The organism is Actinomadura sp. GC306 (genome assembly GCF_004348665.1).
In the GTDB taxonomy this organism is placed as follows: Bacteria; Actinomycetota; Actinomycetes; order Streptosporangiales; family Streptosporangiaceae; genus Spirillospora.
In genome coordinates this window covers 1-19,138 of record NZ_SMKM01000112.1, presented here as the reverse complement: position 1 = coordinate 19,138, position 19,138 = coordinate 1, and the positions used below count along the sequence as shown (strand labels likewise).

Here is a 19,138-nt window from a genome sequence, read left to right as displayed (position 1 = left end):
GTCGGTGGGCGGGTCCGTCGGCGGGTCGGTGGGCGTGCCGCCGGGGCCGACCCCGGTGACCTCGCCGTTGCCGCCGTCGAAGACGACGTCGGAGCAGCTGTAGAAGGTCTCCTGGCTGTCGGAGCGCTCCCACACCGTGTAGATGATGTGGCGGCCGCTCTTGCCGGACGGGAGCCGCGCGTTCCAGTGGTAGTAGGCGTCCTCGCTGCCGGGCGAGCCGACGCTCGGCGGGTCGGTGGCGCTGTAGAACGGCTGCGCTTCGAGGTCGTCCCAGGCGAGCGGCCGGGTCGGGCTCCAGGAGTCCTTGGTGATGTAGGTGCGGAACTCCCCGGGGTGCGCGGCCCACTTGTTGTAGCGGAACTCGATGTCCGCGCCGGCGGTGAGGTGCGTGACCGGCCAGTCGTCGCGGGCCAGGTCGTAGCCGGCGAAGTCGTACACGACCGCGCCGCCGCTGCAGAGCCGCCCGTCGGGGATGAAGCCCTGGGTGCGGCCCGCGCCGTCCGAGCGCAGCACCGCGAACCAGTTGTACAGCGAGCTGGTGCCGCTCTGCGCGACGGCCGCCGCGCAGGCGGGGTTGTTCGGGATGATCTGCCCGTTCGGGGTCAGGCCGTCCTTCCAGCACAGGTAGGTGCGGCTGCCCGGCACCATCGGCGCGCCGTGCGCCGCCGCCTGCGGCGCGGTCAGCAGCGACCCGGCCACGATCGCCGGGCCGAGGACGGCGCCGGCCAGCAGGGCCTTGTTCTTCCTGGTGGCCCGCCCGCCGGCGGCCGTCCGCGCGGCGGCCCGCCCTCCTGCGGATCGCCTCCGGGGGGCTGGTCTTCGGGGAAAGCGTGTCCGGGTCGACATCGTCCTCCGTTCACGGGGGTCGGAGAGGTAGGTCCACCCGGACGCTAACCCCGGCCGGCGGGGCCCGTGAACGGCCCTTTCACCCTTTCACCACGGTGCTCGCCCCCCCGGCGCGCGCCGGGGGGGGCGGGCCGGTGCTCAGCCCTTGGTTGCGCCCGCGGTGAGCCCGCCGATCAGCTGCCGCTCGGCCACGGCGTAGAACAGCAGCGCGGGGATCATCGCCAGCACGATGTAGGCCATGACCATCGCGTAGTCCGTGGAGTACTGCCCCTGGAACTGCTGGATGCCCACGGGGATCGTGTGCCACTTCTCGTCGGCCAGCACCAGCAGCGGCAGGAAGAAGTTGTTCCAGCTCGTCACGATCGCGAGGACGGACACGGTGCCGAGGGCGGGCCGCGCCATCGGCAGCAGGATGCGCCAGAAGAAGCCGAACCTGGTGCAGCCGTCCATGATCGCCGCCTCCTCCAGCTCGGCCGGGATCGTCCGGAAGAAGGAGCGGAGGATGATGATCGTGATGGGCAGCGCGAACGCGGCCTGCGGCAGGATCACGCCGAGGGGGTTGTTCAGCAGCCCGAACTGGCGCAGCAGGACGAACAGCGGCAGCACCGCCACCGCCGGCGGGAACATCAGCCCCGCCGCGAACGCCGTGAAGAAGACCTCGCGGCCGCGGAAGGCGTACCGGGCGAACGCGAACGCCGCCATCGCCGACACCGCCACCGTGATCACGGTGGTGAGCACGGCGATCATGACGCTGTTGCCGATCTGCTGCCAGAACGGGCCGGACGACAGGATGGTCGTGTAGTTGGAGAACATCCACTCGTCCGGCAACCCGATCGGGTTGGTGGTGAGGGCGCCCGTGGTCTTGAGGCCGGCCAGCACCGCGTACAGCAGCGGGACGACGATGAACGAGCCGAGCACCCACGTCAGCGTGTGCCGGGAGATGCTCCGCGCGAGGGCCTGCCTGGTCATCAGCGGCCTCCCGCGGAGGTGACCGCGCCCTGCAGGTCGCGGCGGAGGGCGTAGCGCTGGTACAGCAGGGAGAAGACCATGCTGATGAGGAACATCGCCACGCTGATCGCGCTGGCGTAGCCCATCTGGTAGCGCTTGAAGCCGTACTCGTACATGGTCACGGCCATCGTCTCCGTTGCATGCGTCGGCCCGCCCGTCGTGGTGACCCACACGAGGTCGAACAGCTGGATCGTGCCGATGACGGACAGGAACACGCTGATCCGCAGCGTCGGGGCCAGCAGCGGCAGGGTGACGCTGCGGAACCGCCGCCAGGCCCCCGCCCCGTCGATGGACGCGGCCTCCAGGATCTCCTTCGGAATGCTCTGCAGCCCGGCGAGGTAGATCATCATGTGGAAGCCGAAGTACTTCCACGTCATGACGGCGACGAGGGTGGGCAGCGCGGTGTCGGGGTCGGAGAACCACTTGCCGGCGAGGCCGCCGAGCAGCGGCAGGTCCTCGACGAGGGTGTCGGCGAGCCCGTTGCCCGGCAGGAAGATGATGCCGAACAGGACGCCCGCGATCACCTCCGACAGGATGTAGGGCGCGAAGAAGATCGCCCGGTAGACGGCCCGGCCGCGCATCCGCTGGTTCAGCAGCACCGCGGTGCCGAGGGCCAGCGGCAGCTGGAAGGCCAGCGACAGGACCACCAGCACGAAGCCGCGCCACAGGTCGCCGCGGAAGACCTCGTTGCCCGCCAGGCTCCGGAAGTTGTCGAGGCCGACGAAGTCGTCGGGGAAGCCGAAGCCGCCCCACTTGAAGAAGCTGGTGAAGAAGGCGACCAGGATCGGGGTCAGGACGAAGAAGAAGAACAGCAGCAGCGCGGGGACGAGGAACCAGGTGCTCGCCAGCCAGCCGCGCAGCCGGGTGCCCGCGGACGCCTTGGGGCCCCGCTTGCGCGGGGCCCGTGCGGCGTGCCGCGGCCGGTCGTCGGTCGTGGCGGACAGCGTCATTGGTTCTGGGCCGCCTTGGTGACCGCCTGCGTGACCTCCTGGGCCGACTTCTTGCCCGCGATGAGCGAGGCGACGCTGTCATTGACCTCCTGGCCGACGGCGGGCGGGAACGCCTGGTCCAGGTAGAGCTGGAAGCCGGCCGCGTTGTTCAGCGCCTCGGCGACCATCTTGCGGTTCGGGTCCTCCAGCGCGCTCTCGGCGCCCTTGACGACCGGCATGGACGCGCCCGAGGTCACCTGCTCGCGCTCGTTCTGCTCGTTCATGAAGAAGGTGAGGAAGTCCAGGGCCTCCTTCGGCGCGTCCTTGCTGACCGCGAAGCCGTTGCCGCCGCCGAACACGTCGGTCACGGCGCCCGGCCCGCCCTCGACGGTCGGGAACGGGAACCAGCCGAGGTCGTCGCCGAGCTCCTTGCCGGACGCGTCCTCCTGGACGGCGGGAGCCCACTGGCCCATCAGCTCCATGGCCGCCTTGCCGGCGCCCATGGTCGCGGCCTGCCCGCCGGGGGTGTCGTAGCCGGCGTTCTGGAAGCCCTGCTGGAAGGGCTGCAGGTCGGACAGCTCCTTCAGCTTCTCACCGGCCTGGACGAACGGCGCCCCGCTGAAGTCGTTGCTCTGCGCGGCCTGCTCCATCGCGGCCATGCCGCCGATGCGCATCGCCAGGTAGGACCAGTAGTAGTGGCCGGGCCACTTGTCCTTGCCGCCCAGGGCGATGGGCGTGATGCCCTCGTCCTTGAGCTTGCGGACGGCGTCCAGGAACTCGGCCCAGGTATTCGGCGGCGCGTCGATCCCGGCCTTCTCGAAGTGCTTCTTGTTGTACCAGAAGCCGACCATGCCCATGTCGTACGGGACGGCGTAGGTCTTGCCGTCGAACTGGTACGGCTTCTTGGAGACGTCGGTCATGGTCCCGAGGACCTTGGACCCGTCGGAGGTGATGTCCTTGACCAGCCCGGCGTCGATCTGCTGCTTCAGGACGCCGCCGCCCCAGGTGACGTAGATGTCGGGCAGGTCGCCGGAGGCGACGAGCGCGGTCATCTTCGACTTGAACGCCTCGTTCTCGAGGTTGGTGGTCTTGACGGTGACGTTCGGGTTCTGCGCCTCGAACGCCTTGACGATCTTCGGGTACAGGCTCTGCGCCGGCTCCGTCGTCGCGATGTTCATCCATTCGATCGTGACCTTGCCGTCCGACCCGGAGTCGTCGCCTCCGCAGGCGGCCAGCATGGGCGCGGCCGTGATCAGCACGGCACCCGCGGAGACTGCGGTGAGGAAGGAACGGCGCGGTAGGTGAGGGATGCCCATGTCGGTCTCCTGGATCGGGGGTGGGAGTGGTGGCCTGGACCCTGACGACCAGATTGCTCTCGGCCGGTCGCTCGGCTCGAAATATTTCGAAAGTCTTCGGGGCTCCGTTGCCGTGGAACTCTAAGAACGCGACCCCCCAAGGTCAACCCCTCTGCGGCTGTTGACCGCAATTGGGTGCGGAAGAGTTACCGATACTGGGGGCTAGGAGTTGCCGAAACATTGCGATACTGTTCGCAATCGTTTCCTCGGCAAGGAGAAGAGCTGCCCGTGCGCACCACCGACGAGATGCCGGACCGGCCGTCCCGGCCGACGCTGGCGCTCATCGCCGCCGAGGCGGGGGTGTCCCCCGCCACGGTGTCCAAGGTCCTCAACGGCCGGACCGACGTCGCGGCCTCGACCCGCGAGCGGGTCGAGGCACTGCTGCGCACCCACAACTACCCCGGGCCGGGCGGCGCGCGGCGCGCCCGCCGCTCCGGCCTGATCGACCTCGTCCTCGCCGGGCTGGACAGCCCGTGGGCGGTGGAGATCCTGCGGGGCGTGGAGGCCGAGTGCGCCGAGCACGGCACCGGCGTGGTCGTCTCGCTGGTCCGCGAGGACGACGCGCGCCCGCCGAGCTGGCAGAACCTGCCGGCGCTGCACCACAGCGACGGCGTGATCCTGGTGACGTCCCGGATGACCCGCCGCCAGCGCGACCAGCTGGCGCGGGCCGGGGTGGGCCTCGTGCTCGTCGACCCGGTGAACATCCCGGACAACGACATCGCCAGCGTCGGCGCCACCAACTGGGCCGGCGGGATGTCGGCGACCGAGCACCTGATCGGGCTCGGCCACCGCCGCATCGGCATGGTCGGCGGCCCGGAGGACATGCTCTGCACCCAGGCCCGGGTGGACGGCTACCGGACGGCGCTGGAGCGCGCCGGGATCCAGGTCGACAAGGACCTCGTCCGGTACGGCGACTTCCACCACCGGGGCGGGTTCGCCCGCACGCGCGAGCTGCTGGCGCTCCCGGAGCCGCCGACCGCGGTCTTCGCCGGCAGCGACGAGCAGGCGATGGGCGCCTACCAGGCGGCCCGGCTCGCCGGCCTGCGCATCCCCGAGGACCTGAGCGTCGTCGGTTTCGACGACCTGCCGACCTGCGAGTGGCTGTCGCCGCCGCTGACCACCGTCCGGCAGCCGCTGGAGGAGATGGGCCGCGTCGCGGCCCGCACCCTGCTCCAGCTGCTCGACGGGCGGCCGCCCCTGACCCCCCGCGTGGAGCTGGCCACCGATCTGCGTGTCCGCGCCTCCACCGCACCACCACCCTCGGAGGAGCGATGACCGAAGCCGTCCCGGCCGCGAGCGCGAGCGCAACCCGGGAGCCCTGGCGCGACCGGGGGCTCCCCGTCGCCGAGCGCGTCGCCGACCTGCTGGCCCGGATGACGCCGGAGGAGAAGGCGGGCCAGCTCGCCGGGTACTGGGCGATGCCCGCCGAGCCCGGCGCTCCCGTCGCCCCGATGGAGGACGACTCCCACGAGCTCGCCCCGACCCTGGACGAGGTGATCGACCGGGGCCTCGGCCAGCTCACCCGGGTGTTCGGGACCACCCCGGTCCCGGCCGCCGAGTCCGCCGCCCGGCTCCGCGAGCTGCAGCGCCGCGTCGCGGCCGGGAACCGGTTCGGCATCCCGGCGATCGCGCACGAGGAGTGCCTCAACGGCTTCATGACGTGGGGCGCGACCGTGTTCCCGAGCCCGCCGGCGTGGGGCGCGACGTTCGACGCCGAGCTCGTCGGCGAGATGGCCGCGGCGATCGGCGCGAGCATGCGGGCGGCGGGCGTCCACCAGGGCCTCGCCCCGGTGCTCGACGTCGTCCGCGACCCGCGCTGGGGCCGCACGGAGGAGTGCATCGGCGAGGACCCGTACCTCGTCAGCGTCCTCGGCACGGCCTACGTGCAGGGGTTGGAACGATCCGGCATCGTCTCGACGCTCAAGCACTTCGCCGGCTACTCCGCCTCCCGCGCCGGCCGGAACATGGCGCCGACGCCGATCGGGCCGCGCGAGTTCGCCGACGTCATCGTCGAGCCCTTCGTGATGGCCCTGCGCGACGGCGGCGCCCGCTCGGTCATGCACTCCTACACCGACGTGGACGGGATGCCCGCCGCGGCCGACGAGCGGCTGCTGACCGGGCTGCTGCGCGACCGGCTGGGGCTCACCGGCATCGTCGTCGCCGACTACTTCGGCATCTCGTTCCTGCAGACCCGGCACCACGTCGCCGCCACCCGCGGCGATGCCGCGGCGCTCGCCCTGCGGGCCGGGATCGACATGGAGCTGCCGACCGTCCGCTGCTATGGGACGCCGCTGATCGAGCAGGTCCGGCAGGGCAAGGTGCCCGAGGAGCTGCTGGACCGGGCCGCCACCCGGGTCCTCACCCTCAAGGCCGAGCTCGGCCTGCTCGACGGGCCGCCGGGCGAGGACCGGGAGGAGGACGGCGCGGCGCTGGACTTCGATCCGCCCGAGCACCGGGCGCTGGCGCGGCGGCTGGCCGAGGAGTCGGTCGTGCTGCTGGCCAACGACGGCGCGCTGCCGCTGCGCTCGGGCTCCGGGGTCGTGGTGGCGGGGCCGCTCGCCGACGACCCGTTCGCGATGATGGGCTGCTACACGTTCCCGAGCCACGTCGGCCGGGCGCACCCGGAGCTGCCGCTGGGCATCGAGATCCCCACACTGGCGGACGCGCTGCGCGACGAGCTGCCCGGCGTGCGGGTGGCGGCGTCCGCGGACGTGCTCGTCGCCGACGACGCCGACATCGAGGCGGCGGTGGCGGCGGCGCGCGACGCCGGGCTGTGCGTGCTGGCGCTCGGCGACCGGGCCGGGCTGTTCGGCCGCGGCACCTCCGGCGAGGGCTGCGACGCCGAGACCCTGGCGCTGCCGGGCCGGCAGGCGGAGCTGGCCGGCGCGGTGCTCGACACCGGCACGCCCACGGTGATCGTGCTGCTCACCGGCCGGCCCTACGCGCTGGAGGGCATCGCCGACCGGGCCGCGGCCGTCGTGCAGGCGTTCCTGCCGGGCGAGGAGGGCGGCCGCGCGGTCGCCGGGGTCCTGGCGGGACGGGTCGAGCCGTCCGGGCGGATGCCGGTCAGCGTGCCGCGCAGCGCGACCATCCCGCCGGTCCCCTACCTGCACTCGAAGATGGACGGCCCGCACGACTGGAGCGAGGTCGACCCGGGCCCGCTGTACCCGTTCGGGTACGGCCTGACCTGGACGCGGTTCGAGTACGGCGGCCTGCGGGTGGGCGGCCCGGCCGGCACGGACGGGTCGGTCAGGGTCGGCGCCGTGGTGCGCAACACCGGCGACCGCGCGGGGACCGAGGTCGTGCAGCTGTACCTGTCGGACCCGGTCGCGTCGGTGGTGCGGCCGGAACGCTGGCTCGCCGGGTGGGCCAGGGTCCGCCTGGAGCCGGGCGAAGCGGCGCGGGTGGAGTTCGACGTGCACGCCGACCGGACCTCGTTCACCGGGCCCGACCTGCGGCGCATCGTCGAGCCCGGGGAGATCGGGGTCCACGTCGGCGGGTCGAGCGCCGACACGCCGCTGGAGGGCTCCTTCACCCTGGAGGGGCCCGTGCGCGTCCTCGGCGCGGACCGGGTGCTGTCCGTGCCCGCCGAGGTGACGCCGCTGTGACGTCCGCCGCGCGCTTCGAGAACCCCGTCCTGCCGGGCTGCCACCCCGACCCGTCGGTCTGCCGGGTGGACGGCGACTTCTACCTCGTGACGTCCACGTTCGAGTGGTTCCCGGGCCTGCCGGTGTTCCACAGCCGCGACCTGGTGCACTGGCGGCAGATCGGGCACGCGCTGGACCGCCCCGGCCAGCTCCCGCTGGAGGGGGTCCCCGCGTCCGGCGGGCTGTACGCGCCGACGCTGCGCCACCACGACGGCACCTTCTACCTGATCTGCACGCTGGTGGACGGGAAGGACTGGTCGGGGCACTTCGTGCTGACCGCGTCCGACCCGGCCGGGCCGTGGTCGGACGCGCACCGGCTGGAGGGCGAGGGCATCGACCCTTCGCTGTTCTTCGACGACGACGGCACCGCCTGGTGCACCGGCACCCGGCTCACCGGGCGGTACGAGGGGCACACGGAGATCTGGCTGCGCCGGTTCGACCCGGCCGCCCTCGCCCTGACCGGCGAGGAGCACGTCATCTGGGACGGCGCGGTGAAGGACGCGATCTGGTCGGAGGCCTCCCACCTCTACAAGATCGGCGGGCGGTACTACCTGCTCACGGCCGAGGGCGGCACCGCGCTGGACCACGCCGTCATGGTCGCGCGGGCCGACGAGGTCACCGGCCCCTACCGGGGAAACCCGCGCAACCCGGTGCTGACCCACCGCGACCTGCGCGCCGGCCACCCCATCGTCGGGACCGGCCACGCCGACCTGGTCGACACGCCGGACGGCGAGTGGTGGATGGTCCTGCTCGGGATGCGGCCGCACCACGGCGACCGGTGCGTCCTCGGGCGGGAGACGTTCCTGGCCCCGGTGGCCTGGGAGGACGGCTGGCCCGTCACCGGCGGCCGGGTCGTCCCCGACCCTCCGTTCCCAGACCTGCCGCCGCATCCGTGGCCCGCCGTGCCGCTGTGCGACCAGTTCGACGGGCCGGAGCTGGCGCCGGTGTGGAACGTGCTGCGCGGCCCGCGGGACCGCTGGTGGAGCCTGGCCGAGCGGCCCGGGCACCTGCGGCTGCGGGTCCGGCCGGAGACCCTCGCCGACACCGCCAGCCCCTCGTTCGTCGGGCGGCGCCAGCAGCACCACGACTTCGCCGCCTTCACCTCGCTCGACTTCACCCCCGCCGACGAGGAGTGGGCGGGGCTCGCCCTCGTCCAGAACAACGACTTCCACGTACTGCTCGTCTCGACCGCCGACGGCATCCGCCTCGTCAAGCGGGAGCAGGGGGTCGAAACGGTGCTGGCGGCCGCGCCGGCCGCCGCCGGGCCGGTCCGGCTCGCCTTCGAGGCGCGCGGCCGCTGGTACCGGGCGTCCTACGCGCCCGGCGACGCGGCGGGGCCGGACGGCTGGACGCCGCTGGGCGGCCCGGTGGACGGCGACATCCTGAGCAGCCAGGTCGCCGGCGGCTTCACCGGCGTCTACGTCGGCCCGTACGCCACCGCGAACGGGCGGGCGAGCACCAACCACGCCGACTTCGCCTGGTTCGAGTACCGCCCCCTCTAACGGCCTCCCCGGGCCCGTCCGCCCGCTAGAGCAGGAGGGCGGGCTCGGCGAGGACCCGTTCGATGACCAGGCCGGCGGCGCCGAGGACGGCCGCGCCCTCCGCGAGACCGGAGACCTCGACGGGCGGCGCGCCGCGGCGCAGCGAGCCCGAACCTCCGGCCAGGACGGCCTCGATCGGCGGGCGGATCCAGTCGGCGAGCGGGGAGAACACGCCGCCGAGCACGACCGTGTCCGGGTCGATGATGTTGACCACGGAGGCGAGCGCCCCGCCGAGCGCGCGGCCGGCGCGCTCCACCGCGTCCCGGGCGGCCGGGTCGCCGGCCTCCAGGCGGGCGACGAGCGTCCGGACCGGGTCGTCGGGGGCGCCCGTGCCCGGCCCGGCCACCGGCAGGCCCGCCGCCCGCAGGATCGCCTCCTGGCCGGCGATCTGCTCCAGGCAGCCCCGGCCGCCGCACGAGCAGGGCGGGCCGGACGGCTCGGCCACCAGGTGCCCCAGTTCCCCGGCGAACCCGTGGGCGCCGCGGAAGACCCGGCCGTCCACGACGATGCCCGCGCCGATCCCGATCTCGCCCGAGACGTGCACGAAGTCGCCGAGCCCGGCGCCGCCGCCGAACCACAGCTCGCCGAGGGCGGCGAGGTTGGCCTCGTTGTCGTACTCTGCGGGCAGCGCCAGGTCGAGGCCGGGCGCGCCGGTGACGGGGACGTCGGTCCAGCCGAGGTTCGGGGCGTGCCGCACGACGCCGTCCTCGCGGTCGAGGAGGCCGGGGAGGGCGACCGCCGCGCCGGCGACCGACAGGCCCTGGGCCGCGACGGCGGAGACCGCCTCGGCCGCGAGCGCCGAGAGGGCGGCGAGGACGGCGCCGGGTTCGCGCCCGCGGTGGTCGGAGCTGATCACGTGCCGGTAGCGGACCCGCTTGCCGAGGTCGAGCACGCAGGCGGCGAGGTAGTCGACGTTGACCTCCAGGCCGAGCCCGGCGGCGCCGTCGCCGCGGACGGACACGCCCACGCCCGGCCGGCCCCGCTCCCCCTCGTGGACGGGCGCGCCGCCGCGCACCAGCCCGGCGTCCTCCAGCAGCGCGACGAGGTTGGAGACGGTCGTCTTGGTGAAGCCGGTCAGCTCGGCGAGCCGCGCCCTGGTCACGGGCTGGTGGCGGGCGATGCGCTCCAGCACGACGGCGAGGTTCCGCTCGCGCATCGTCGCGTGCCGGACGGGGGCGTTCCCGGACTTCGTCATGAATCAACCCTAATTGAAGCGGGTGTATGGGCAGGGCCGTTCCCCTCTGCTACGTTAATTAGTCCACGCTATTGACGAAAGGTGGGGCCGATGACCGGGAACCTGGTCGCGGGCGTCGACTCCTCGACCCAGTCGACGAAGGTCGTCCTGTGCCGCGCCGAGGACGGCACGGTCGTCGCCGAGGCGACGGCCCCGCATCCCGACGGCACCGAGTGCGATCCCCGCCACTGGTGGAGCGCGCTGTCGCGGGCGCGCGAGCTGCTCGAACGGGCCGACGCGGTCGCGGTCGCCGCGCAGCAGCACGGCATGGTCGCCCTCGACGGCGCCGGCGAGGTCGTCCGGCCGGCCCTGCTGTGGAACGACACCCGCTCGGCGCCGCAGGCCCGCGCGCTCGTCGCGGAGCAGGGCGGCGCCAAGGCGTGGGCGGAGCGGACCGGCAGCGTGCCGCGCGCCTCGTTCACCGTGACCAAGCTGCGCTGGATGGCCGAGCACGAGCCCGGCAACGCGCGGCGCACCGAGCGGGTGCTGCTCCCGCACGACTGGCTGACGCTGCGGCTCGGCGCCGCCGAGCCGGTCACCGACCGCGGGGACGCGTCCGGGACCGGCTACTGGTCCCCCGCGGCCGGCGCCTACCTGCCCGATCTGCTGCGGGCCGCGCTCGGCCACGACGCCGAGCCGCCGCGCGTCGCCGCGCCGGGCGAGCGCGTCGGTGAGACCGGCTGGGGCGCGGTGCTCGGCGCGGGCACCGGCGACAACATGGGCGCGGCACTCGGCCTCGGGCTGCGGCCCGGGGACGTCGCGGTGTCGATCGGCACGTCCGGCACGGCCTTCGCGGTCGCCGCCGAGCCCGCCGCCGATGCGTCCGGCCTCGTCGCGGGGTTCGCCGACGCCACCGGCCGGTTCCTGCCCCTCGTCGCCACGCTGAACGCCGCCCGGATCCTGACGGCCGCCGCGTCGATCACCGGGGCGGCGCTGGACGAGCTGTCCGCGCTCGCCCTCGCCGCCCGGCCCGGCGCCGGCGGGGTGACGCTGCTGCCCTACCTCGACGGCGAGCGGACCCCGGACCGGCCGGACGCGACCGGGGTGCTCGCGGGCCTCACCACCGCCAACGCGACGCGCGAGAACGTGGCGCGGGCCGCGGTGGAGGCGCTGCTGTGCTCGCTCGCCGACGCCGTGGACCACCTCGCCGCGCAGGGCGTCCGGCCCCGCCGCACCCTGCTGATCGGCGGCGGCGCCCGCTCCCGGGCCGTCCGGACCCTGGCCCCGGCGATCTTCGGGACGCCGGTGGCCGTCCCCGAGCCCGCCGAGTACGTCGCGCTCGGCGCCGCCCGCCAGGCGGCGTGGGCGCTCGCCGGGACGGCGGAGCCGCCCGCCTGGCCGGCGCCGCCGGCGACCGAGCACACCGGCGAGCACACCGGCGAGCACACCGGGCGGGAGATCCGCGAGCGCTACGCGGCGCTCCGCGACTCCGCCCCGCAGATCTGAGGAGGTCTCCCATGAGCGACTACACGCCCACGCCCGAGGACAGGTTCTCGTTCGGCATCTGGACGGTCGGCTGGCAGGGCGTCGACGTGTTCGGCCCCGGCACCCGCCCGCCGATGCCCGCCGACCGCGCCGTCCGCAAGCTGGCCGAGATCGGCGCCTACGGCGTGAACTTCCACGACAACGACGTCTTCGACTTCGACGCCGCGCCCGCCGAGCGGCAGGGCGCGATCGACGCGTTCCGCAAGGCCCTCGACGAGACCGGCCTGGTCGTGACCACCGCGACCACGAACCTGTTCGGCCACCCCGTCTTCAAGGACGGCGCGTTCACCGCCAACGACCGCGACATCCGCCGGTTCGCGCTGCGCAAGGTGATGGACAACCTCGACCTGGCCGCCGAGCTCGGCGCGAAGACCTATGTCTGCTGGGGCGGCCGGGAGGGCGCGGAGAGCGGGGCGTCCAAGGACGTCCGGACCGCGCTGGACCGCTACAAGGAGGCGTTCGACGTCCTCGGCGCCTACGTCGCCGACCAGGGCTACGACATCCGGTTCGCGATCGAGCCGAAGCCGAACGAGCCGCGCGGCGACATCCTGCTGCCCACCATCGGGCACGCGCTGGCCTTCATCCAGACCCTGGAGCGGCCCGAGACCGTCGGCCTCAACCCGGAGGTCGGGCACGAGGAGATGGCAGGGCTCAACTACGCGCACGGCCTGGCGCAGGCGCTGTGGCAGGGCAAGCTGTTCCACATCGACCTGAACGGGCAGCACGGCCCCCGCTACGACCAGGACCTCCGGTTCGGCGCCGGCAACACGCGCGGCGCGTTCTGGGTCGTGGACCTGATCGACCGGAGCGACTACGACGGGCCCGTCCACTTCGACTTCAAGCCGCCGCGCACCGAGGACGACCAGGGCGTCTGGGAGTCCGCGGCGGCGTGCATGCGCAACTGGCTGATCCTGCGCGAGAAGGTGCGCGCGTTCCGCGCCGACCCCGACGTCCAGGCCGCGTTGCGCGAGGCCAAGGCGGACGAACTGGCGCAGCCGACCCTGGCCGGCGGCGAGGACTGGCGGTCCGTGCGCGACGCCACCGTGGACGCCGAGGCGCTCGGCCGCCGCCGCACCGCCTTCGAGCACCTCGACCAGCTCGCCCTCGAACACCTCTACGGCGTCCGCTCCTAGCCGGGCGCCGCCTCCCCGCGGAAGCCCGCCCTCTCCTCCCGGGGGCGGGCTTCCGCATGCCCGGCCCGCACGACCGACCCGCGGATGCGCCCGCGAGTCCCGCACCGGGCGGGATGACCCGGCCCGTTGCGGGTAGCGTCCGCGGATGACCAGCGCGCAACTGCTCACCGACGCGTTCGGGCGGATCCGGGAGACGGTCCACGAGGCGGCCGGCGGGCTCACCGCCGACCAGCTCGCGCACCGCGTCGGCGGCCGGGCCAACTCGATCGGCTGGCTCGTCTGGCACCTCACCCGCGTCCAGGACGACCACGTCGCCGGCGCCGCCGGCACCCCGCAAGTGTGGACGCGCGACGGGTGGGCCGACCGGTTCGGGCTGCCCTTCGACCCGTCCGACATCGGCTACGGGCACACGTCCGACGAGGTCGCGGCCGTCCGGGTCGAGTCGGCCGGCCTGCTGACCGGTTACCACGACGCCGTCCACGACAGGACCGCCGAGTACGTCGGCTCGCTGGCCGACGCGGACCTCGCGCGGATCGTCGACCGCGCGTGGGACCCGCCCGTCACGCTCGGCGTCCGGCTGATCAGCGTCGTCTCCGACGACCTGCAGCACGCCGGGCAGGCGGCGTTCGTCCGCGGGCTGCTGTGACGGGCCGGCGGGCGGCCGGTCAGCGGTCGCCGCCCGGGACGGCCCTCCCCCGGTCCGCCGCGATCTCCCCCGCCCGGCGGACGGCGCCCCGCGGCGGGGACGGGTGCAGCCCGGCGATGAGGCGCGACCACCGCCCGCCGATGTGCTCCAGGTCGTAGGCCCGCGCGGAGCGCACGGCCTCCTCGCCGAGCCGGTGGCGGAGCGCGGGGTCCTCGATCAGCGCGCGGAGCGCGGCGGTGAGCGCGGCCACGTCCCCGGTCGGGACGAGCAGGCCGTCGCGGCCGTGCTCGATCAGCTCGGGCGGGCCGAACGGGCAGTCGAACGACACGACCGGCAGGCCCATCCCCATCGCCTCGATGATGACCATCGGCATGCCCTCGCGCCGCGACGACAGCGCGTAGACCGACGCGCGCGCCATCTCGCCGTGCAGGTCGCGGGTGAGGCCGCACAGCTCGACCCGCCCGGTGAGGCCGAGCTCGGCGATCAGCGCCCGGAGCCGGTCGCGGCGCGCCCCCGAGCCGAAGATGCGCAGCCGCCAGCCGGGATGCTCCGCGGCGATCGGCGCGTAGGCTCGGATGAGCAGGTCGAAGCCCTTGTTGAGGACGAGCCTCCCGGCCGCCAGCACCACCTTGTGCTCGCGCGTGGAGGTCCGGTCCGGCAGCGCCGGCGCGGCGTTCGGGATCTTGACGATGCGGACGCCGGACCCGGCGAGGGCCGCCTCGTATCCCGCGCGGGCGGGCTCGGTGAGGACGCTCAGCACGGTGAGCCGCGGGTAGGCGCGGACGACCTGCCGCCGCAGGGAGGGCTGGTACGCCTCCAGGCTCATGTGGTCCTGCCCGATGGTCGCCGTGCCGTCCGGCGCGAGTTCGGCCGCGATCAGCACCAGGGACGGCCGGGTCGCGATGAGCACATCGGGAGGCGACCGGTGGAGGGCGCGCAGCAGGCACACGTCCGACCACAGGCTCATGAGCTTGAACGACGCCTCCTCGGCCGGGACCAGCAGGCTGGGCAGCCTCGCCAGGAGGCGGGCCACGCGGCCCCTGGGGGCGAAGCGGTCGTCGGCGTAGGTGAGCGCGGCGTCCGGCGGGATCGTGAAGAACGGCTTCCTGCTCCGCCTGATGACGCTGACGATCTCGACGTCGTGGTCGCGGGTCAGGTGCCCGCACAGGTTCAGGACGCTGCGGATCGTGCCGCCCGTCCCGTGCGCGTTCTGCAGCAGGACGCGGACCCGCAGCCGCTCGCCGGGCGGCGGCACGCGCCGCCGCCGCAGCGGCCGCAGCGCGGACAGCGCGGCCCGGCGCAGCGCGCGGTGCGCACCGCGCCGGATGCGGCGCCGCAGCCTCGGCCGCCGCGGCCTCGGCTCGGGTCTCGGCCGGGATCTCGGTCCGGGATTCGGGTCGTCCACCGGGTCCCCCTATCGAAGGCGGAGGTGTCGTGCCCCCTTCCCTCCGACGGGCCCGGCCAACATCATCCCGTGGTCACGGTCCGGTCGAGGGCGCTCCCCTTGACCCACCGGCTCCAGGACATCTCGTGGTAGCTCCAGCCGTTGAACGGGTCTAGCCTGCGCTTGCTGCCGGTGATGTCGACGGGGTCGCCGCGGTAGGACCACTTGTAGAACCAGCGGGCGTCCTTGGGCGGCGAGTTGATGCAGCCGTGGCTGACGTTCTGGCGGCCCTGCGCCCAGACGGTCGCGGCCATCTCGTGGACGTACTCGCCGCTGCTGGAGATCCGGACGGCCCAGGGGATGACCTCCTTGTAGCCGCCGTTCTCCTTGTCCTCGGGATCGACGCCCATCCACTCGGACGTCATGATCGCCGGGTTCTCCTTGCCCATCGTCAGGTGGAGGCCGCTGGCGGTGAGGTAGGTGTCGACGCCGTTGACGACGCGCCCGCCCTTGCCGGCGCTGATGGGCCAGGTGCGGACCGTCTTGCCGTTCTCCTTGGCGACGGCCTTCTTCTTCTTGGTGCTGATGGTGGTGATGTGCGAGTCGCCGATGCGGAAGCCGCGGCTGAAGTCGGACGTCCCGAAGGTCTTCTTGCCCGCCCTGACCCCCGCCAGCCTGGCCCGGAACATCACCTTCTGGTGGGGCTTCCAGTACTCGCCGTTCTTGGTCCGGAAGATCACCGTGGTGTGGTTCTGCCAGTGCCAGGCGCCCGTGGCGGGCTTGGTGGAGCGGACGTCGAGGACCTTCTCCACGGCCTTCTTGTTCTCGACCGCCCGGTTGAAGACGACGATGATCGGCATGCCGACCCCGACCGTCTCGTTCTTGGTCGGCGTGACGTCCAGGATCGTGAGCTCCTGGGGCGCCTTCATCGTGGCGAAGGCGGCGTTGACCGTGGTCGACTTGCCCTCGGGGCTCGTCGCGACCGCGGTCACCTGGTACTTGGTCCCGGGACGCAGCGTCCGCGACTTCCACGTGGTCTTGTCGTCGGCCATCCTGCCGTCGACCGGCTTGCCCTTCAGGGTCACGGCGACCTTGTCGAGCGTGCCGCCCGCGGCGGTGACCGTGACGCCCTTGTCCGGCCGCGCCTTGCGGTTCCCGTCGCCCGGGTCGATCGTCACCTGGGGCGCCTGCGCGTCGGCCTTCTCCCCGACCGTGACGCCGCCGCTGCCCTTGTCCCCCCCGCTACAGGCCGTCGTGAGGAGCAGCACGGCAGCCGCCAGCGCCGTGCCCGCCCGAACTCCTGCGGATAGCCTCCGCTGCACCTCTACCTCCCGTGACCCCGCCGTCTCCAGGGAGACATTAGCGACAAAAGTCGACGATCATGCCAGGAGTCCGGGGTTTTCGCGGCGGCCGAGATCAAAGCGTTGTACGGCCGGGCCGGACCGCATCATCGCAGCGCACCGCCCTCGCGCCACTCGTCGAACGGCATCTGCCAGAATCCCCAGCCGTTGTCCCATTCGACCTGCCGGTCGGTTCCGGTCAGCTCGATGACGTCGCCGCGCTGCATGATGTCGTAGTACCAGCGCGCGTCGGCCGGGCTGAGGTTGATGCAGCCGTGGCTGACGTTCGCCGAGCCCTGCGAGCCGACCGACCACGGCGCCGAGTGCGTGTACTCGCCGCTGTTGGAGAAGCGGACCGCGTGGTCGACGACCGTCTTGTAGTAGCCGGGGTCGCCGGGCTTGCGGCCGGGCGCCGTCATCGTCACCGGGTTGCCCTTCTCCATCAGGAGGTGGACGCCGCTGGTGGTGGTGTACTCGCGCGTCTGGCCGTTCCCCGCGCTGAACGGGAGGGTCTTCAGCTTCTTGCCGTCCCGCGTCACGGTCATGTGGTGCTTGCGGATGTCGCCCTTGGTGATCTGGGCGGCGCCGATGGTCAGGGTCGCCTCGGCGTCCTCGGCCCCGTAGACGCCGCCGCCCGCGTTCACGCCGGCGAGCCGCGCGTGGAAGCGGACCGTCTGGTGCGGCTTCCAGTACGTCTTCGTCCGGTAGATCGCCTTGTCCTGGCCGACCCAGCGCCACGCGCCCTCGACCGGCTTCTCGGGGGTCACGCGCAGCGTCCGCTCCACGGCCGCCCGGTCGGCGACGGGCCCGTCGAACGTGACGATGATCGGCATGCCGATGCCGACCTTTTCGTTCTTGACGTTGGGCGTCACGTCGGCGATCTTGAGCGTCCGCGCCGCCTTGAGGGTGGTGAACGAACTGGTCGCGGTGCGGGTCTTCCCGTCGTCCCGGACCTGCGCCGTGACGGTGTAGGCGGTGCCGGGCGTCATGGTCCGGTCGGAGCGCCAGACCTTGCGGTCGTCGCCGAACGCGCCGGTCACGGTGGCGCCCGGCCCCTGGACGGTGACCTTCTGCAGCCTGCCGCCGGCGGCCTTCACCTCGATCGTCCCGTCCGGCCGGACCTGCGCGGTCCCGTTGGCCGGGGTGATCGTCACCGGCTCGCCGGACTCCCCCGAGGCGAGCCTGCCCGCGCTCCCGACCGAGCAGCCGGCCAGGGATCCGGCCGTGAGCACCGCCAGCACGGCCGTGCCACCGGTCAGCGCCAGCCTGAAACGGCCTCCAGTCACCACAAACTCCCCCATCAACCACGTTCTCGCCCCGTGTCGGGCTATCTAGTAATGGAGACGCCGGGTGCGGGCCGGAAGTTCGGCGGGCCGGGCGGGAATCGGCCGCTCAGCGCCGGTTCGGCGCAGATCGGGGCGGCGCTCAGGCGGCGGTGCCCTCGGCGGGCTCGCGGTTCACATGGCGCACCACGCGCTTGAACCCCCACACCGAGGCGATGATCCCGGCCGCGCCGAGCCCCGCGACGACCCCGGTCCGGATCCACAGGTACATGCTGATCGACTGGCTGAACAGCATCCAGAGGCTGACGCCCACGTTGGCCATCAGCACCGCCGACCACAGCAGCGAGATGCGCAGGAAGAAGCGGCGGACCCGGTCGTGCTTGTAGAACGCGTCCGGGATGGGCGCCATGTCCTTGGCGAGCTTCATGGCGAGGGGCTTGCCGAGGGGCACCGAGGCGAGGAAGGCCATGCTCACGCAGAGCGTCCCGAGCGTCGGCTGGAGGAAGTACACGACCGCGCTGCCCGTCGCGGCCGACAGCGCCGCGCGGACGGTCACGCCGACCGCGGCCAGCAGCAGCATCCCCGACACCGGGTGCCCGCGCACGTACCGGTAGAGGATGCCGCCGTACACCCAGGCGACGGCGGCGACGAGCGCGCCGGTCAGCCCGAGGAGCACCAGCGCGACGTAGAACACCACCACGGGGGCGATGACGCCCTCGACGAACCGCGGGAGCGCGTGCATGAGCAGCGCGGGGATCTTCGGCAGCTCGAAGGCGATGTGCCCGGCGCCGTGCCCGCCGGCGGACTCCGGCGCCCGCGTCAGGCCCGCGGGCTCGGCCGCGGGCTCCGCGCCGGCGGTGCAGCCGGCGGTGGAGGTCTCGGCGAGAGTCTCGGCCGTGGACGCTTCAGCGCCCGGAGCCGTCGCCGCGGCGGGGCCCGTGCCGTGCCCGTCCGCCTGGAGAGTGGAGGTTCGCGCCGCCCAGGGGGCCGGGGCGGGCATGATCGCAGGTCGATCCATCGAGCGTTGTGCTCCCCGATCGGTGTGCGTGAATTCGGATGTGCTCACGATTGCGCCCCACGGTACGTGATGATCCGCAGCCGTCTGTCCGCTTTGGGATGATTCGGAGCTCGCGGCCGCGCTCCGGTCGGTTCCGCTCCGCCTTCCTGTAGTGGTTCGGCCGTGCCGCCGGATCGGTTCGCCTCGCATCCGGTTCGATCCGGCTTTCGTTTCCCGAGGTGGCACCCGGAAACCGCTCGAAACGGACATCGCGCCCGTCCACCCACCGTGGGACGGCGCCGCTCAGCCC

General features: G+C 73.3%; 15 protein-coding genes. 6 read left to right on the top strand and 9 right to left on the bottom strand.

What is annotated here, in order from left to right:
- The 4 genes from E1200_RS17385 to E1200_RS17370 form a co-directional block, all read right to left on the bottom strand.
- The coding region (locus tag E1200_RS17385; protein ID WP_131953078.1) for a lytic polysaccharide monooxygenase at window positions 1-846 on the bottom strand (846 nt) is incomplete at its 3' end.
- Window positions 847-984: 138 nt separating this feature from the next.
- Window positions 985-1,815 carry a carbohydrate ABC transporter permease gene (locus E1200_RS17380; RefSeq protein WP_131953077.1) on the bottom strand — a complete coding sequence of 277 codons (831 nt, stop codon included), beginning with the start codon at window positions 1,813-1,815 and terminating at the stop codon, window positions 985-987.
- A complete protein-coding gene (locus tag E1200_RS17375; RefSeq protein WP_131953076.1) occupies window positions 1,815-2,804 on the bottom strand; it encodes a sugar ABC transporter permease in 990 nt (329 codons plus the stop codon). Before E1200_RS17375 ends, E1200_RS17380 begins: the two co-directional genes overlap by 1 nt.
- On the bottom strand, window positions 2,801-4,099 hold the full coding sequence (locus E1200_RS17370; protein WP_131953075.1) for an extracellular solute-binding protein: 1,299 nt from the start codon (window positions 4,097-4,099) through the stop codon (window positions 2,801-2,803). The genes E1200_RS17375 and E1200_RS17370 overlap by 4 nt, the downstream gene beginning before the upstream one ends.
- A 285-nt stretch (window positions 4,100-4,384) precedes the next feature.
- On the opposite strand from E1200_RS17370, the gene E1200_RS17365 reads away from it, so the two are divergent.
- Genes E1200_RS17365 through E1200_RS17355 form a run of 3 tightly spaced genes read left to right on the top strand, consistent with a single transcriptional unit; the run spans window position 4,385 to window position 9,287 of the window.
- Window positions 4,385-5,413: a LacI family DNA-binding transcriptional regulator gene (locus E1200_RS17365; protein WP_131953083.1), complete on the top strand. Its 1,029-nt coding sequence runs from the start codon at window positions 4,385-4,387 to the stop codon at window positions 5,411-5,413.
- Window positions 5,410-7,746 (top strand): glycoside hydrolase family 3 N-terminal domain-containing protein, encoded by a 2,337-nt coding sequence (locus E1200_RS17360; protein ID WP_131953074.1) that lies wholly within the window; start codon window positions 5,410-5,412, stop codon window positions 7,744-7,746. The genes E1200_RS17365 and E1200_RS17360 overlap by 4 nt, the downstream gene beginning before the upstream one ends.
- On the top strand, window positions 7,743-9,287 hold the full coding sequence (locus tag E1200_RS17355) for a glycoside hydrolase family 43 protein (RefSeq protein WP_131953073.1): 1,545 nt from the start codon (window positions 7,743-7,745) through the stop codon (window positions 9,285-9,287). Before E1200_RS17360 ends, E1200_RS17355 begins: the two co-directional genes overlap by 4 nt.
- 25 nt (window positions 9,288-9,312) lie before the next feature.
- Here the strand turns inward: E1200_RS17355 and E1200_RS17350 are convergent, their stop codons facing one another.
- Complete coding sequence (locus E1200_RS17350; protein ID WP_131953072.1) at window positions 9,313-10,521, bottom strand: ROK family transcriptional regulator; 1,209 nt, start codon at window positions 10,519-10,521, stop codon at window positions 9,313-9,315.
- A 90-nt stretch (window positions 10,522-10,611) separates the two neighbouring features.
- Here E1200_RS17350 and xylB point away from each other — a divergent pair, with 90 nt between their 5' ends.
- The 3 genes from xylB (at window position 10,612) to E1200_RS17335 (ending at window position 13,824) form a co-directional block, all read left to right on the top strand.
- Window positions 10,612-12,006: a xylulokinase gene (xylB, locus tag E1200_RS17345; protein ID WP_131953071.1), complete on the top strand. Its 1,395-nt coding sequence runs from the start codon at window positions 10,612-10,614 to the stop codon at window positions 12,004-12,006.
- Between the two features lie 11 nt (window positions 12,007-12,017).
- Window positions 12,018-13,178 (top strand): xylose isomerase, encoded by a 1,161-nt coding sequence (gene xylA, locus E1200_RS17340; protein ID WP_131953070.1) that lies wholly within the window; start codon window positions 12,018-12,020, stop codon window positions 13,176-13,178.
- 145 nt (window positions 13,179-13,323) lie between these two features.
- Entirely contained in the window at window positions 13,324-13,824 is a 501-nt protein-coding gene (locus tag E1200_RS17335; RefSeq protein ID WP_207933395.1) for a DUF664 domain-containing protein, read from the top strand.
- 19 nt (window positions 13,825-13,843) lie between these two features.
- Here E1200_RS17335 and E1200_RS17330 read toward each other — a convergent pair whose 3' ends face one another.
- From E1200_RS17330 to E1200_RS17315, 4 genes are all read right to left on the bottom strand, one after another.
- Window positions 13,844-15,229 (bottom strand): glycosyltransferase family 4 protein, encoded by a 1,386-nt coding sequence (locus tag E1200_RS17330; RefSeq protein ID WP_243708636.1) that lies wholly within the window; start codon window positions 15,227-15,229, stop codon window positions 13,844-13,846.
- A 62-nt stretch (window positions 15,230-15,291) separates the two neighbouring features.
- A complete protein-coding gene (locus E1200_RS17325; protein ID WP_243708635.1) occupies window positions 15,292-16,476 on the bottom strand; it encodes an Ig-like domain-containing protein in 1,185 nt (394 codons plus the stop codon).
- A 179-nt stretch (window positions 16,477-16,655) separates the two neighbouring features.
- Entirely contained in the window at window positions 16,656-17,834 is a 1,179-nt protein-coding gene (locus E1200_RS17320; protein ID WP_243708634.1) for an Ig-like domain-containing protein, read from the bottom strand.
- Window positions 17,835-17,973: 139 nt separating this feature from the next.
- Window positions 17,974-18,849 (bottom strand): VC0807 family protein, encoded by an 876-nt coding sequence (locus E1200_RS17315; RefSeq protein ID WP_243708633.1) that lies wholly within the window; start codon window positions 18,847-18,849, stop codon window positions 17,974-17,976.
- Window positions 18,850-19,138: the final 289 nt, after the last annotated feature.

Excerpts from the sequence above, each read along its gene's own strand:
- xylA (WP_131953070.1), top strand. The coding sequence starts at position 12,018 with ATGAGCGACTACACGCCCACGCCCGAGGACAGGTTCTCGTTCGGCATC.
- E1200_RS17315 (WP_243708633.1), bottom strand. The coding sequence starts at position 18,849 with ATGGATCGACCTGCGATCATGCCCGCCCCGGCCCCCTGGGCGGCGCGA.
- E1200_RS17335 (WP_207933395.1), top strand. The coding sequence starts at position 13,324 with ATGACCAGCGCGCAACTGCTCACCGACGCGTTCGGGCGGATCCGGGAG.
- xylB (WP_131953071.1), top strand. The coding sequence starts at position 10,612 with ATGACCGGGAACCTGGTCGCGGGCGTCGACTCCTCGACCCAGTCGACG.
- E1200_RS17380 (WP_131953077.1), bottom strand. The coding sequence starts at position 1,815 with ATGACCAGGCAGGCCCTCGCGCGGAGCATCTCCCGGCACACGCTGACG.
- E1200_RS17360 (WP_131953074.1), top strand. The coding sequence starts at position 5,410 with ATGACCGAAGCCGTCCCGGCCGCGAGCGCGAGCGCAACCCGGGAGCCC.
- E1200_RS17370 (WP_131953075.1), bottom strand. The coding sequence starts at position 4,099 with ATGGGCATCCCTCACCTACCGCGCCGTTCCTTCCTCACCGCAGTCTCC.
- E1200_RS17350 (WP_131953072.1), bottom strand. The coding sequence starts at position 10,521 with ATGACGAAGTCCGGGAACGCCCCCGTCCGGCACGCGACGATGCGCGAG.
- E1200_RS17375 (WP_131953076.1), bottom strand. The coding sequence starts at position 2,804 with ATGACGCTGTCCGCCACGACCGACGACCGGCCGCGGCACGCCGCACGG.
- E1200_RS17365 (WP_131953083.1), top strand. The coding sequence starts at position 4,385 with ATGCCGGACCGGCCGTCCCGGCCGACGCTGGCGCTCATCGCCGCCGAG.